We start from the raw sequence: 13,770 nt of genomic DNA, 5'->3' as shown, positions 1-13,770 counted from the left end.
ACCGCTACCGCCCGCGCAGTCTTCGTACGAGGATGCTCGCGTCCCCGCGGGATTCAAGATCGGCGAGTACGACGGCGACCGCCTCACGCACGATCCGCCCGCGGTCGACCGCGAGCCCGTGCTCCCCACGGAGCACCAGACGGGCGTGCTCGAGGTCCATGAGCTCCTCGGCGGACACGTACACCGTGATCTTCTCGTCGTGCCGCTCCCGCCCGCTGGGCCGCCGGTTGGCGGCGCGACTGCGCTTGTTGCGGGACTGCTGCCCGGCGGCAGAACCTTCCTGCACCGTCTGAGGTCGCCCGGAGCGCTCCTGAGCCGCACCCCGGCTGCGGGATTCTCCCCCATCGGAGTCGGAGTCGGCCGCGACGTGTTCGTCGCCCTCGCCGTCACCGCCCCGCACGGGCACCGACTGCGGCGCGTCCTCCCCGGCGGCGGCCGCGTCGCTCTCACCGGCCGGAGCCGGCACCCGGGCCTCACCGTTGGTCCGACGATTGGGGGTGGATGCCTGGAGCGCCGTTCCCCCGGTGGTACGGAACAGTTCGTCGGCCCCCGGCAGACTCACTCGGCGTGACACCGGGCGAGCACCTCCCTGGCGAGCTGGCGATAAGCGGCGGCACCGACGGAGTTGGAGGCGTACGTGGTGATCGGCTCACCGGCGACGGTGGTCTCCGGGAAGCGGACGGTCCGGCCGATCACCGTGTGGTAGACGTGATCGTCGAACGCCTCGACCACGCGCGCGAGGACCTCACGGCTGTGCACGGTCCGCGAGTCGTACATCGTGGCGAGGATGCCGTCGAGCTCCAGCTCGGGGTTGAGCCGCTCCTGGACCTTCTCGATGGTCTCGGTGAGCAGCGCGACACCGCGCAGCGCGAAGAACTCGCACTCGAGCGGCACGATCACCTTGTGGGCCGCCGTCAGGGCGTTGACGGTGAGCAGGCCCAGCGAGGGCTGACAGTCGATCACGATGTAGTCGTAGTCGGCCATCAGCGGCTTCAGGGCGCGCTGCAGCGTGGACTCGCGCGCGACCTCGGAGACCAGCTGCACTTCGGCGGCGGACAGGTCGATGTTGCTGGGCAGCAGGTCCATGTTCGGGACCGCCGTCTTCAGGAGCACCTCGTCGGCCGCCATACCCCGCTCCATGAGCAGGTTGTAGACCGTGAGGTCGAGCTCCATCGGGTTGACGCCGAGGCCCACGGACAGCGCGCCCTGCGGGTCGAAGTCGACGAGCAGGACCCGGCGTCCGTACTCCGCGAGCGCGGCACCCAGGTTGATGGTCGACGTCGTCTTGCCGACGCCGCCCTTCTGGTTGCACATCGCGATGATCGTCGCGGGGCCGTGGTCGGTCAGCGGGCCGGGGATCGGGAAGTACGGCAGCGGGCGTCCGGTCGGGCCCACCCGCTCGCGGCGCTGACGGGCAGCGTCGGGCGCGAGCGTGGCCGCGTACTCCGGATCGGGCTCGTACTCGGCGTCGGGGTCGTAGAAGTGCCCCTCGGGCAGTTCGTCGTAGTCGGCGAAGTGGGTGCGGTTCTCGCCACTTCCGTTGCCGGCCATGGCGTTCACGTGATGGCCATCCATGCTCTGGTGTGCTGTCTGAGTCATCCTGGGACTCTTCTGGGCTGCGAAGGTTCGGACAGCGACGGAGCCGACAGCCTCGAGCCCCGTGGGGCCCTGGCCCCGCGTCGGCATTCCTGGTTGACCACCCCCGGGAGTAAATGTCGACTCATTCACAAGTCGTCTTACCTCCTTGGTGACCAGGAAACTTCTAGATAGGTCAGCGTGGCACCATGCCGACGATTGGCGACTCTATGGCGTGTCACCGGTCCGCAGCAACACAATCCGCCGGACCCGACCCGATGTGTCGGCAACCGAACACCCCTCTGTCAAGGGCGTAAGGCCGTCGCACAGCAGGTTTCACGGGTGTGCGAATCGGTTGAAGAGTTACGTTCGTGGCGAGTTGAACGAGTGTCGCAAAGTGACCCGACACACACCCGACCGGACCTTGCTGAACAAGGTCCGGTCGGGTGCGGGTGGTTGACGAACTGTGTTGACGTATCGCCTTTTGTCAGCCCGGAGTCAGCCGGAAAGTCGACTCTCGGGGCCGATCCCGGGCCGCCGGGGCTCAGCCGAGCAGGGACTCGAGCGCCACGCGCTCCAGTCCGTGCGCTTCCGCGACCTCACGGTAAACGACCTTGCCGTCATGCGTGTTGAGGCCCCTGGCCAGCGCGGGATCACGGCGCAGCGCGTCGGCCCAGCCTCGATTGGCGAGCTCCACGATGTACGGCAGCGTGGCGTTGGTCAGGGCGTACGTGGAGGTGTTGGGGACCGCGCCGGGCATGTTGGCGACGCAGTAGAAGACCGAGCCGTGCACCGGGAAGGTCGGCTCGGCGTGGGTGGTCGGACGCGAGTCCTCGAAGCAACCGCCCTGATCGATCGCGATGTCGACAAGAACACTTCCCTGCTTCATCCGCGAAACCAGCTCGTTGGTGACCAGCTTCGGGGCCTTGGCGCCCGGGATGAGGACGGCACCGATGACGAGGTCGGCCTCGAGGCAGGCCTTCTCCAGCTCAAAGGCGTTGGAGACGACGGTCTGGATCTTCGTACCGAAAATCCTGTCCGCCTCCTTCAACTTGTTGATGTCGCGGTCCAGCAAGGTCACCTGGAAGCCCATACCGATGGCGATCTGCGCGGCGTTCCAGCCGGAGACGCCACCGCCGATGACGACGGCCTTGGCCGGCAGGACGCCAGGGACACCGCCGGGCAGGACGCCGCGGCCGCCGTTGGCGCGCATCAGGTGGTAGGCGCCGACCTGCGGGGCGAGGCGGCCGGCGACCTCGGACATCGGAGCGAGCAGCGGCAGCGCACGGTTGGGCAGCTCGACCGTTTCGTACGCGATCGCCGTGGTGCCGGACTCCAGGAGCGCGTCCGTGCACTCCTTCGAAGCGGCCAGGTGCAGGTAGGTGAAGAGCGTCTGGTCCTTGCGGAGGCGGTGGTACTCCTCCGCGATGGGCTCCTTGACCTTCAGCAGCAGGTCGGCGGCGGCCCAGACCTCGTCGGCGGTGGCCAGGATCTGCGCACCGGCGGAAACGAACTCGTCGTCCGTGATCGAGGAGCCGATGCCGGCGTTCTGCTCGATGACGACCTGATGGCCGTGGCGCACCAGCTCGTGCACGCCGGCGGGGGTGATGGCCACCCGGAACTCGTTGTTCTTGACCTCGCGGGGGATGCCGACCTTCACGTCGATCACGGTCCTTGGCTCAGAGGGTTCTGGGGCGATGCATGCCGAGGCGATACAAGCCGGGGCAATGCAGGTCATACCCGGAGACATGCGAGCACACCGGGAGACACCACGAAAGAACGCGGCGGAGCCAGTCTAATGAAGGGTTTCTCTCTGTCTAGCCTTTCAATGCATCAATCTTCAGCTGATGTACTACGGATTTCGCAGGCGTTAGCGTCTTGTTCCGTGCCTTCCAAGGTCGTCGCGCTCTCCGAGAGCTCCTCGCCCAGCATGCGCTCGGCCGCCGCACGGTGCAGTCGGGCGGCGGCAGGGTCGCCGAGCCGGTCCAGCGTGTCGGCCAGCCTGAGCTGCAACGCGGCCTGCAGCCGGACGTCGTCGGCGCGGCGCGCCCAATCGACCGCCTCCTGACAGGTGCGCAGCGACTCCTCGGGGCGCCCCGCGTACTCCTGCACCCGTGCCAGCTCGCTCAACGCCCGGGCCTGGGCGGCCACATCGCCGTTCTTGCGGTGCCCGCCGACGGCGGCACGCCAGTTGCGCAGCGCCTCGCCGTAGCGGCCCGCGTAGGTGTGCGCGGTGGCGATACGGCCGTACAGCCGCGCCGCGTCCACCCGCTCGCCTCGCGCCAGGCGCTGGGCGAGTGCCCTGCCGTACCAGTCGGCGGCTCGGTCGAAGTCCCCCAGCTCCTGGTGGGCGCTGCCTACGGATTCCATCGCGCGGCCGGTCGCATACGGGTCGTTCGCCTCACGTCCGGCGTCCAGCGCGGCCCGGTAGCGCGCCAGGGCTTCCGCCGCGCGGCCCGTCTGCGCGTCCAGGTCGGCGAGGTTCAGCAGCGCCGCGGCCTTCTCGCGGGGCAGGTCTCGGCGCTCGGCGACATCGAGAACGAGCCGGTGGATTCCGTACAGCTCGGGCGCCGCGGCCCGGGTGCCGAAGTGGGTGACCAGCGCCCGCACCAGCGCGGCCATCAGCCGCCGGGCCAGGGTGTCCAGCTCCCCGTCCGCGACCGCGAGCCGGGCCGCGGCCAGCAGTGCGGGCTGGCGGATGCGCAGCCAGTCCTCGGCCGCCCTGGGATGGGGGAAGCGCAGCGCGCGGGGCATTCCGGCGAGCTTTTCGCGGGCGGGCGTGCTGTCGGTCTCGGTGATCGCACGGCACGACACCAGCAGCCGTACGGTCCGCTCCAGCATCCGGGCGCGGGCGAGCTGCAGCTCTGCCGGTCGGTCCTCGGTCTCGGTGAGGTCGCGCAGCAGCGGCAGCAGGCAGCCGGGCACCTCGTACTGCGGCAGCGGCGACTCGACGGCCCGGACGAGCCCGAGCGCGACGAAGTCGTCCAGTGTGCCGTGGGCGGCGCCCACCGAGCAGCCGACCAGCGCGGACGCGGTGTGCGGATCGACGAGGCCGGCCGGAGCGAGCGAGAGCAGCCGCAGTGACCGCGCGGCGGTGCTCGACAGCGAGCCGTACGCGAGCCGGAAGACCCGGGCGAGCGGCGAGCCCTCCGCGCCGTCGCTGCGCAGGTGCCTGACGAGGTCGGCGACGGCCGAACCGGGCCGTGCCGCCAGCCAGCCCCCGGCGAGCACCAGAGCGGCGGGCTGGCCCGCGCACAGCTCGACCAGGCTCTCGGCGGCGAGCGGGTCGACTGTGATACGCACCGAGCCGGTGAAGCGGTCGAGGAGTTCGAGCGCGGACTTGGTGTCCAGGCCGCCCAGGGTGCAGGGGCGGACGTCCGCGATGCCGGTCAGCGGCCCTCCGGAGACCGCGACGACCAGGCACTCGGGTGTGTCGGGCAGTAGGACGTCGACCTGCTCGGCGTCGGCCGCGTCGTCGAGCAGGAGCAGGGTTCGGCGGGTCGCGAGGGCTTCGCGCACGGCCTCGCCCAGGTCCTCGGGGGCGGCCCCGGGCGGCGTGGACAGTCCCAGCGCGGTGAGCAGCTCCCGTGCGGTGCGCTCGGTGGGCACCGGGGTCCCGTCGGGTTCGGTGAGCCGGGCACGCAGCACCCCGTCGGGGTAACTCTCGGCGACCTGTCGTACGAGCTTCTCGGCGAGCGCGGTGCGGCCGGAGCCGGGTTTGCCGGCGATGAGCAGCACGCGCGCGCGGGGTGCCTTGCGGCCCGCGAGGGTGTCCAGGCCGGCACGTTCGATGTCGGCCCGGAGTTCCTTCAACTCTCTTGCACGGCCGAGGAACTGACCCTGTGTGGGAGCGGACCCGGCAGCCGGACGCTGCCCCTTGGCCGACACTTTCGTGCCGCCTGTGTCCACCGCCTGATCCGTCACGGGCCACGCTCCCGTCCCACCGCACGCGCAAGCCCGCCGGGACTCCGGTTCGGGCGTTTCCAGAGCCTAGTTCACGCTCTGCGACGATCCGGGCGGAGCACGGCGGAGACGTCCCCCGATCGGATCAGCCGATCGTAGGACCGATGGTGTCGGCGCGGCGTCGGAGGAGTGCCGGGGGTTGCGCCGGGGCTGTGTCAGGCCTCGAAGGGCCGGGCCGGCCAGGGAGCCTCGGCCGGGCGCAGTGCGTCGAGCCCGTCGCCGCCGCGCGCGGCGAGCAGCGAAAGGACGCCCACGACGAGGCAGTTGTTGTGCAGGTCGCCGGCGAGCACGCCGCGTACGAGCTCGTCGACGGGGACCCGGGCCAGCTCCATGTCGGCCTCCTCGTCCTCGACCTCGAAGCGCTGCCCCTCGGCCTCGGACAGATCGCGGGCGAGGAAGACGCGCACGGCCTCGTCACAGCCGCCCGGCGTGGTGTAGACGTCGGTCAGGACGCGCCAGCTCTCGGCCTTGACGTGCGCTTCCTCGTAGAGCTCACGCTGGGCCGCGTGCAGCGGGTTCTCACCAGGGATGTCGAGAAGTCCGGCCGGGATCTCCCAGAGCTTGTGGCGCACCGGGTGCCGGTACTGGCGCAGCACCAGCACGCGGTCCTGGTCGTCGAGGGCGAGTACGGCCACGGAGCCGGGGTGGACCTGGTAGTCGCGGCGGGCGACCGATCCGTCGGGCATGACCACGTCGTCGGTACGGACGGAGGTCTTGTTGCCGACGAAGGGGGTCGCGGTGGCCCTGACTTCCCACTCCTCGGCGGTGTCCTTGATCGTCATGTCGCCCTGCTCCTCCTACACAAAACGCTGCACACAAAACGCCGCATACGAAACGCCGCATACAAAACGGAAACCGGGGCACGCGCCGCAAAAGACGCGCACCCCGGCAACCGTACAACCCTTGTGTTACTTGCCCGTCTTCCGCTCGACCGCGGCCTTCACCAGGCCCGCGAAGAGCGGGTGCGGGCGGGTCGGGCGGGAGCGCAGCTCGGGGTGAGCCTGGGTCGCGACCAGGTAAGGGTGCACCTCGCGCGGGTACTCGACGTACTCCACGAGCTTGCCGTCCGGGGAGGTGCCGGAGAACTGCAGACCGGCCTTCTTCTCCAGCTCGGCACGGTAGGCGTTGTTCACCTCGTAGCGGTGGCGGTGGCGCTCCTCGACGTACTCCTTGCCGTCGTACACCTCGCGCGCGATGGAGCCCTCGGCAAGCTTGGCGGGGTACATGCCCAGGCGCATCGTTCCGCCCATGTCACCCTCGCCCGCCACGATGTCGAGCTGCTCGGCCATGGTGGAGATGACCGGGTGGGCGGTGGCGGAGTCGAACTCGGTCGAGTTGGCGTCCGGGATGCCGGCCAGGTTGCGGGCGGCCTCGATCACGATGCACTGCAGGCCCAGGCAGAGGCCGAGCAGCGGGATCTTGTTCTCACGGGCGTACTGGATCGCGCCGACCTTGCCCGACACGCCGCGGTCACCGAAGCCACCGGGGATGCAGATCGCGTCGACGTCACCGAGCTGCGCCGCCGCGCCCGCCGGGGTCTTGCAGTCGTCCGAGGTGACCCACTTGATCTTCACGCGAGCCTTGTTGGCGAAGCCGCCGGCGCGCAGGGCCTCGGTGACCGAAAGGTAGGCGTCGGGCAGGTCGATGTACTTGCCGACCAGCGCCATGTTGATCTCGTGCTTCGGGTTGTGGACGCGGTCGAGCAGGTCGTCCCAGGTCGTCCAGTCCACGTCACGGAAGGGCAGGTCCAGCTTGCGCACGACATACGCGTCCAGGCCCTCGGTGTGCAGGACCTTCGGGATGTCGTAGATCGAACGGGCGTCGGGGCAGGCGACCACGGCGGTCTCGTCGACGTCGCACATCAGCGAGATCTTGCGCTTGATGGCGGTGGGCACCTCGCGGTCGGCGCGCAGCACGATCGCGTCCGGCTGGATACCGATGTTCCTCAGGGCCGCGACCGAGTGCTGCGTCGGCTTCGTCTTCAGCTCCCCGGAGGGGCCGATGTACGGAAGGAGCGAGATGTGGACGACGAACACGTTGTCGCGGCCGACCTCGTGCCGGACCTGACGCACGGTCTCCAGGAACGGGAGCGACTCGATGTCACCGACGGTGCCGCCCACCTCGGTGATGACTACATCGACGTCGTCGGTCGCCATACGCCGGATGCGGTGCTTGATCTCGTTGGTGATGTGCGGGATGACCTGCACCGTGTCGCCCAGGTACTCGCCACGCCGCTCCTTGGCGATGACCGTCGAGTACACCTGCCCTGTAGTGACATTGGCGGAGCCGTCCAAGTCGACGTCGAGGAAGCGCTCGTAGTGTCCGATGTCCAGGTCGGTCTCGGCGCCGTCGTTGGTGACGAACACCTCGCCGTGCTGGAAGGGGTTCATGGTGCCCGGGTCGACGTTCAGGTACGGGTCGAGCTTTTGCATGGTGACCCGCAGACCCCGCGCCTTGAGCAGCGCGCCCAGGCTGGAGGCGGTCAGGCCCTTGCCGAGGGAGGAGGCGACACCCCCCGTGACGAAGAGGTGCTTGGTCGTCGTGGCTTTGCTGTTTCGAAAAGCAGCGGGCGGCATGGCCAAGAGGGGGCTCCCGTGGTCGCGGTCTGGTTTGCGTATCGGCGTGGTGTCCGAAGATTTCCGGAGGTGCCGTCGCTGCGGTTCGGGGGACCCCTTTTGCCTGTTGTTTCCTTCGGGGGTGCCCACCGGTCCACGGGCTACCAGGGTATCAGCGACCCAGCGAGCCCGCTTCCGGCCACGCTCCGCGCACGGGTCGACACGGGCTTGGCATGTCCCTCACTCGATCAGCCGACTCGGGTTACCGGGAGCGGCACGCGGATCTTCCACGTGCGTCGTATCCTGCTCGGACACTCACTGCCGAGCCCGGCCGGCGAACGGCACCATCCCCGCCCGTATCCCGGAACAACGAGAGCTTGTCAGTTCGTTTCGCAACGACAATCGCACCGATAATTGACGTTCCGCGACGACGCTTTACCAACGTTCTAACGTTCAAGGTTCTAACGTTTCAACGTTCCCCTGTTCCCCTGACCGCAGAAGCGACCGCCCTCCTGGGGCGACGTGGCCGTTCGACTGGAGATGCACGTGGCCGGGCGCATCGAGGACTACGCACTCATCGGAGACATGCAGACAGCCGCGCTGGTCTGCCGGGACGGCACAGTCGACTGGCTGTGCCTGCCCCGCTTCGACTCCCATGCCGTCTTCGCAGGACTGCTCGGCACGGAGGAACACGGATTCTGGCGGCTCGGCCCGGCCCACGCGGCCGACGCCGAACCCCCGACGGCGGCGCGCCGCTCGTACCGCGGCGACTCGCTGATCCTCGAATCCGAGTGGGACACCCCACGCGGCACGGTCCGTGTGACCGACTTCATGCCGCCGCGTGACGGCGCGCCACAGCTGATCCGGATCGTGGAGGGCGTCACGGGCCGGGTGCCGATGCGTTCCGCGCTGCGGATGCGTTTCAGTTACGGACGTGTGGTGCCCTGGGTGCACAAGCACGAGGGGCGGACGGTCGCCGTCGCCGGACCCGACTCGGTGTGGTTCGACACCGCCTGCGAGACCTACGGCAAGGCGCTGACCACGTACGCCGACTTCACGGTGGCACCCGGTGACCGGATCGCCTTCACCATCTCGTGGGAGCCCTCGCACAAGAAGCCACCCGCACTGCCCGAGCCGGAGCAGGCTCTGGAGGCCACCGAGGAGTTCTGGCGCGACTGGGTCGAGCAGTGCACGTACCACGGCCCCTACCGCGAGGCCGTCGTCCGCTCCCTGATCACGCTGAAGGCCCTGACGTACGCACCCACCGGCGGCATCGTCGCCGCGCCCACCACCTCCCTCCCGGAGGAGATCGGTGGCGTACGCAACTGGGACTACCGCTACACCTGGCTGCGCGACGCCGCGATCACCCTCTCCTCCCTCCTGCGCACGGGCTACCGCGAGGAGGCCCGCGCCTGGCGCGAATGGCTGCTGCGCGCCGTCGCGGGCGACCCGGAGAACCTGCAGATCATGTACGGCATCGCGGGCGAGCGAGAGTTGGGCGAGGCGGAGCTCGACTGGCTCCCCGGGTACGAGAATTCGGGTCCCGTACGCGTCGGGAACGGCGCCGCGCACCAGCTCCAGCTGGATGTCTACGGCGAGGTCACCGAAGCCCTGCACCTGGCCCATATGACGGGCCTGTCCCGCAACGACTACGCCTCGCTCCTCCAGCTGAAACTGATCCGCTACCTGGAGAACCACTGGGACCAGCCGGACGAGGGCATCTGGGAGGTCCGCGGTCCGCGCCGTCACTTCGTGCACTCCAAGGTGATGGCCTGGGTCGCGGTCGACCGCACGATCAAGCTCATCGAGTCCGGTGACGCGGACGGCCCGCTGGAGAAGTGGCGCGAACTGCGCGACGACATCCACCGGGACGTGTGTGAGAAGGGCTACGACAAGGAGCGCAACACGTTCACGCAGTCGTACGGCTCCAGGGAGCTGGACGCCTCGTTGCTGCTGATCCCGCAGATGGGCTTCCTGCCTCCGGACGACAAGCGCGTGATCGGCACCATCGAGGCGATCCAGCGCGAGCTGTCGACCCCCGACGGCTTCATCCTGCGCTACCCGACCACCGGCGAGGACGCGGGCGTGGACGGCCTCGAGGGCGACGAAGGCGCCTTCCTCGCCTGCTCGTTCTGGATGGCCGACGATCTCGCGATGATCGGCCGCGTGGACGAGGCCCGCAAACTCTTCGAAAGGCTCCTGGCCCTCAGGAACGATCTGGGCCTGCTCGCCGAGGAGTGGGACCCCCGCCTCCAACGCCAGGTAGGCAACTTCCCGCAAGCCTTCAGCCACGTGCCACTGATCGACACGGCACTGAGGCTGACAGCTTCGGGGGCCTACGGCGGCTGACAACGGGATGAGGTACAGCCCCGCGCCCCCTTCTGGGGGCGCGGGGCTGTTTTTACGGGCGCGGGACTGTGACATTCTGCGGCTCCGCCGCGTGGGCGCGACCAGCCACGAACTGCCCGCAGCTTCACAACGGCTCCCGCCCAGTGGAGCGCACTACGCTGAAAACAGTCCTGTCCCCTCCTGGAAGGGGCCGGCTGCCATGTCCCCCTTCTCAAAAGCCCACAACGCCCTCGCCACCCTCCGCACCGACCTGACCGGCGACGTTTTCGCCCCGGACGACCCGGGATACGACGACGCCCGAAAAATCTTCAACGCGATGATCGACCGCCGCCCCGCAGTGATCGCCCAGTGCGCGGACGAGGCCGACGTGTCCCGCGCGGTCCACTTCGCACGGGACCTGGACCTGCACATCGCGGTCCACGGCGGCGGCCACAGTGTCGCGGGCATGTCACTCAACGACGGCGGTCTGGTCATCGACCTGCGCCGGATGCACACGGTGACCGTCCATCCCGGTTCCGAGACGGTACGAGTCGAGGGCGGCGCCGTCATGAGCCAACTCGACCGCGCCACCCAGCCGTACCGCCTGGCGACCACCGGTGGCCGGGTCTCGACCACCGGCGTCGGCGGCTTCGTGCTCGGCGGCGGAAACGGCTGGCTCGACCGGGCCTTCGGCCTGGCCGTCGACAATCTGCGCGGCGTCGAACTGGTCACGGCCGACGGATCGACTCTCCGCGCCACCGACGCGGAGAACCCGGAACTCTTCTGGGCCCTGCACGGCGGCGGCGGGAACTTCGGCGTCGCCACCGCGCTCACCCTGAAACTGCACCCGCTGCCGGAATTCTCGATCGCCATGATGATGTACCAGCGGGACATCGGCCCGGACGTGGTCCGCGTCTACCGCGAGATCATCGCGGCCGCGCCGCCGGACGCCGGTGGTGGCGTCATCTATCTGACCGGGCCGCCCGAGGAGTTCATCCCCGAGCACCTGGTGGGCAAGCTGCTGTGCTGCGGGCTCCTGGTGTACGCGGGCGGCGAGGAGGAGCTGCGCAAACTCGCCCAACCGCTGCTGGCGCTGCCGCACGAGGTCGAGATCCTCAAGGACCTTCCCTACGCCGACTTCCAGTGCATGATGGACGTTCCGCCAGGGCAGCGGAACTACTGGTCCGCGGAGCATCTCACCGGCCTGCCCGACGAAGCCGTGGACATCTTCTGCGCCCTCGGGAACTCGACGCCCGTACCCACCAATACCCAGCACGTACTGTTCCCCCAGGGCGGCGCGATCGCCTCGGGCCCTGACCACTTCCCGGTGCCGTACCGGGGCGCGTCGTGGATCGTGCACCCCTTCGGGGTCTGGGAGGACCCCGCGGACGACGAGCACTGCATCCAGTGGGTCAGGGACGTCCGAGCCAATGTCCAGCCGTGGAGCACCGGCGCCGTCTACCTCAACTTCATCGGCGACGAGGGCGCGGACCGGGTGGTGGCCGGCCTCGGCGCCCAGAACACTCGGCGGCTCGCCATGGTGAAGGCCCGGTACGACCGGGACAACGTCTTCCGCTTCAACCACAACATCGTGCCGGCGTAGCGAGCGAAGCGGACCGCCGTAGCAAGCGCCGCAGACCACGGACATGCCTCCGCAAGCCCTCCACCGGTAGCGTCCGCTGCATGGACAGCCGTTTGGACAGCCGTGACGACACCCAGGGCGCCGGAATCACCGTGCAGCGGGCTCTGGAGCTGCCCGGGCTGCGCAGCGGGCTGCCGGAGATCCTCGCGGGCGCCGACCGGCTGCAGCGCACCGTGCGCTGGGTGCACGCGGGCGAGGTCCCGAACATCGCCTCGCTCCTCAAGGGCGGCGAACTGCTCCTGACCACGGGCTACGGCCTAGGCACCCGCCCGGCCGACCAGCGCGCCTTCGTCCGTACGCTGGCCGAGCGCGGTATCGCGGCCCTCGTCGTGGAGCTCGGCCCGCGCTTCACCCGGCTGCCCGCGGCACTCGTGGAGACGGCTCGCTCCGCCGGTCTCCCCCTGGTCCAGCTGCACCGCGAGGTGCCCTTCGTCGCGGTCACGGAGGAGATCCACACCGAGATCGTCAACGGCCACTACGCGCTGCTCCAGCGGGCCGAGGAAGTGCATCGGCGCTGTACGGAGGCCCTGCTCGGCGGCGGCGGTGTACCCCAGGTGCTCGGCATCCTCGCGGACTTCAGCGGCAACCCCGTCTTCCTGGAGACGGCGGACGGGCAGCTCCTGTACGCCGCCGGGGCCGGCTCCGCGGGCGCCGATCCGCTCCAGGTGTGGGAGGGGCTGCGCGGCCAGCACAAGGAGGCTCCGCCCGCCGGGACGACGCTCGTGGACGTGCCGGGTGGCGGCCCCGGCCCGGGCTCGGTACGGGCCCGGCTGGTCCTGCTGCCCGTCAGCGCCCCGATCGCCCCCGTACACCGGATCGCGGCGGAGCGGGCCGCGGGCATCCTCGCCGTCGTCCTGATGCAGGCCCGCCAGGAGGAGGAGCTCGCGGCGCGCGGACGCGGTGACTTCCTGACCGACCTCGCGGAGGGCCGGATCGAGGCCGAGGACGCCCCGGCACAGGCCCGCGTACTCGGCTTCAAGCCCGGCGGCAGCCCGCTCCTGCCGGTCGTCATGCGGCTCGCCGAGGGGCTGTCCCCCGGAGGCGGTACCGCCTCCGGGGGAGGCTGGGCCGTCCTGGCGCGCGCCGTCGCGGAGGAACTGGCCTCGGTGGGGGTGCCGGTCCTGCTGGGCGTACGTCCGGTCGAAGGCCGCGTCCCGCTGCTCCTCGGGCTGCGTTCGGAGTCCGAGCGCTCGGCGGTCGCGGACCGGGTGGCGGCCGCCTTGCGGACCGGTGTGGAGCGCGCGGGGATGCAGCGGCCCGGCGCACAGCCGCCGGTGGTCGTCGTCGGGGTCGCGGGCGGCTGGGCGGCGGCTTCGGCGGGCCTGCGGCACGCGGCGGAGACGGCGACGGCGGCGCAGGGACTGTCGGACCGCCCCTGGTACGACGCGCGCCGCCTGGACATCGACCTGCTGCTGTGGCGGCTGCGCGACCACCCGGACCTGGCTGCCTTCGTGGACCGCGCGATCGGCCCCCTCCGCGACCACGACAACCGCTCCAAGCCGCCGCTCCTACCGACCCTGGAGACGTACTTGGCGCACGCGGGCCGCAAGGCCGAGACGGCCCGCGAGCTGCACCTCAACCGGCAGACGCTCTACAACCGCCTGGCCCGGATCGGGGAGTTGCTGGGCACCGACCTCGACGACCCGCAGACGGTACTGGCGTTGAGCCTGGCCCTTCGCGCGCGCAGGCATGTGCCCTAGCCCGGCG

Annotated in this window: 9 protein-coding genes; 3 read left to right on the top strand and 6 right to left on the bottom strand. The window is 69.9% G+C overall.

Annotated elements, in window-relative coordinates; genetic code table 11:
* Positions 1-4 precede the first annotated feature (4 nt).
* From AB0D57_RS08160 to AB0D57_RS08135, 6 genes are all read right to left on the bottom strand, one after another.
* A complete protein-coding gene (locus AB0D57_RS08160; protein ID WP_362068592.1) occupies positions 5-574 on the bottom strand; it encodes a hypothetical protein in 570 nt (189 codons plus the stop codon).
* Positions 559-1,686, bottom strand: coding sequence for a ParA family protein (locus tag AB0D57_RS08155; protein WP_362068589.1), 1,128 nt, complete (start codon positions 1,684-1,686; stop codon positions 559-561). The genes AB0D57_RS08160 and AB0D57_RS08155 overlap by 16 nt, the downstream gene beginning before the upstream one ends.
* Before the next feature lie 433 nt (positions 1,687-2,119).
* Positions 2,120-3,244, bottom strand: coding sequence for an alanine dehydrogenase (gene ald, locus AB0D57_RS08150; RefSeq protein ID WP_362068586.1), 1,125 nt, complete (start codon positions 3,242-3,244; stop codon positions 2,120-2,122).
* 164 nt (positions 3,245-3,408) lie between these two features.
* Positions 3,409-5,499, bottom strand: a complete 2,091-nt coding sequence (locus tag AB0D57_RS08145; RefSeq protein ID WP_362068583.1) for a tetratricopeptide repeat protein — start codon at positions 5,497-5,499, stop codon at positions 3,409-3,411.
* A 194-nt stretch (positions 5,500-5,693) separates the two neighbouring features.
* Complete coding sequence (locus AB0D57_RS08140; protein WP_362068580.1) at positions 5,694-6,320, bottom strand: NUDIX hydrolase; 627 nt, start codon at positions 6,318-6,320, stop codon at positions 5,694-5,696.
* A 126-nt stretch (positions 6,321-6,446) separates the two neighbouring features.
* Entirely contained in the window at positions 6,447-8,114 is a 1,668-nt protein-coding gene (locus AB0D57_RS08135) for a CTP synthase (RefSeq protein ID WP_362068928.1), read from the bottom strand.
* Between the two features lie 519 nt (positions 8,115-8,633).
* Between AB0D57_RS08135 and AB0D57_RS08130 the strand changes: the two genes are divergently transcribed.
* The 3 genes from AB0D57_RS08130 (at position 8,634) to AB0D57_RS08120 (ending at position 13,763) form a co-directional block, all read left to right on the top strand.
* Positions 8,634-10,442 (top strand): glycoside hydrolase family 15 protein, encoded by a 1,809-nt coding sequence (locus tag AB0D57_RS08130; protein ID WP_362068925.1) that lies wholly within the window; start codon positions 8,634-8,636, stop codon positions 10,440-10,442.
* A 199-nt stretch (positions 10,443-10,641) separates the two neighbouring features.
* The gene (locus AB0D57_RS08125) at positions 10,642-12,024 is read left to right on the top strand and encodes an FAD-binding oxidoreductase (RefSeq protein ID WP_362068577.1); all 1,383 of its coding nucleotides are present in this window, start codon (positions 10,642-10,644) and stop codon (positions 12,022-12,024) included.
* 80 nt (positions 12,025-12,104) lie between these two features.
* The gene (locus AB0D57_RS08120) at positions 12,105-13,763 is read left to right on the top strand and encodes a PucR family transcriptional regulator (RefSeq protein WP_362068574.1); all 1,659 of its coding nucleotides are present in this window, start codon (positions 12,105-12,107) and stop codon (positions 13,761-13,763) included.
* The last annotated feature ends 7 nt before the right edge of the window (positions 13,764-13,770 follow it).

The organism is Streptomyces sp. NPDC048275 (assembly GCF_040652275.1).
Lineage (GTDB): Bacteria > Actinomycetota > Actinomycetes > Streptomycetales > Streptomycetaceae > Streptomyces.
The sequence above is the reverse complement of the archived record's forward strand: the minus strand, read 5'-3'. Positions and strand labels throughout refer to the sequence as shown.

Coding starts and splice junctions, on each gene's coding strand:
- AB0D57_RS08155 (WP_362068589.1), bottom strand. CDS start 1,686: ATGCCGACGCGGGGCCAGGGCCCCACGGGGCTCGAGGCTGTCGGCTCC.
- AB0D57_RS08140 (WP_362068580.1), bottom strand. CDS start 6,320: ATGACGATCAAGGACACCGCCGAGGAGTGGGAAGTCAGGGCCACCGCG.
- AB0D57_RS08135 (WP_362068928.1), bottom strand. CDS start 8,114: ATGCCGCCCGCTGCTTTTCGAAACAGCAAAGCCACGACGACCAAGCAC.
- AB0D57_RS08130 (WP_362068925.1), top strand. CDS start 8,634: ATGCACGTGGCCGGGCGCATCGAGGACTACGCACTCATCGGAGACATG.
- AB0D57_RS08125 (WP_362068577.1), top strand. CDS start 10,642: ATGTCCCCCTTCTCAAAAGCCCACAACGCCCTCGCCACCCTCCGCACC.
- AB0D57_RS08120 (WP_362068574.1), top strand. CDS start 12,105: ATGGACAGCCGTTTGGACAGCCGTGACGACACCCAGGGCGCCGGAATC.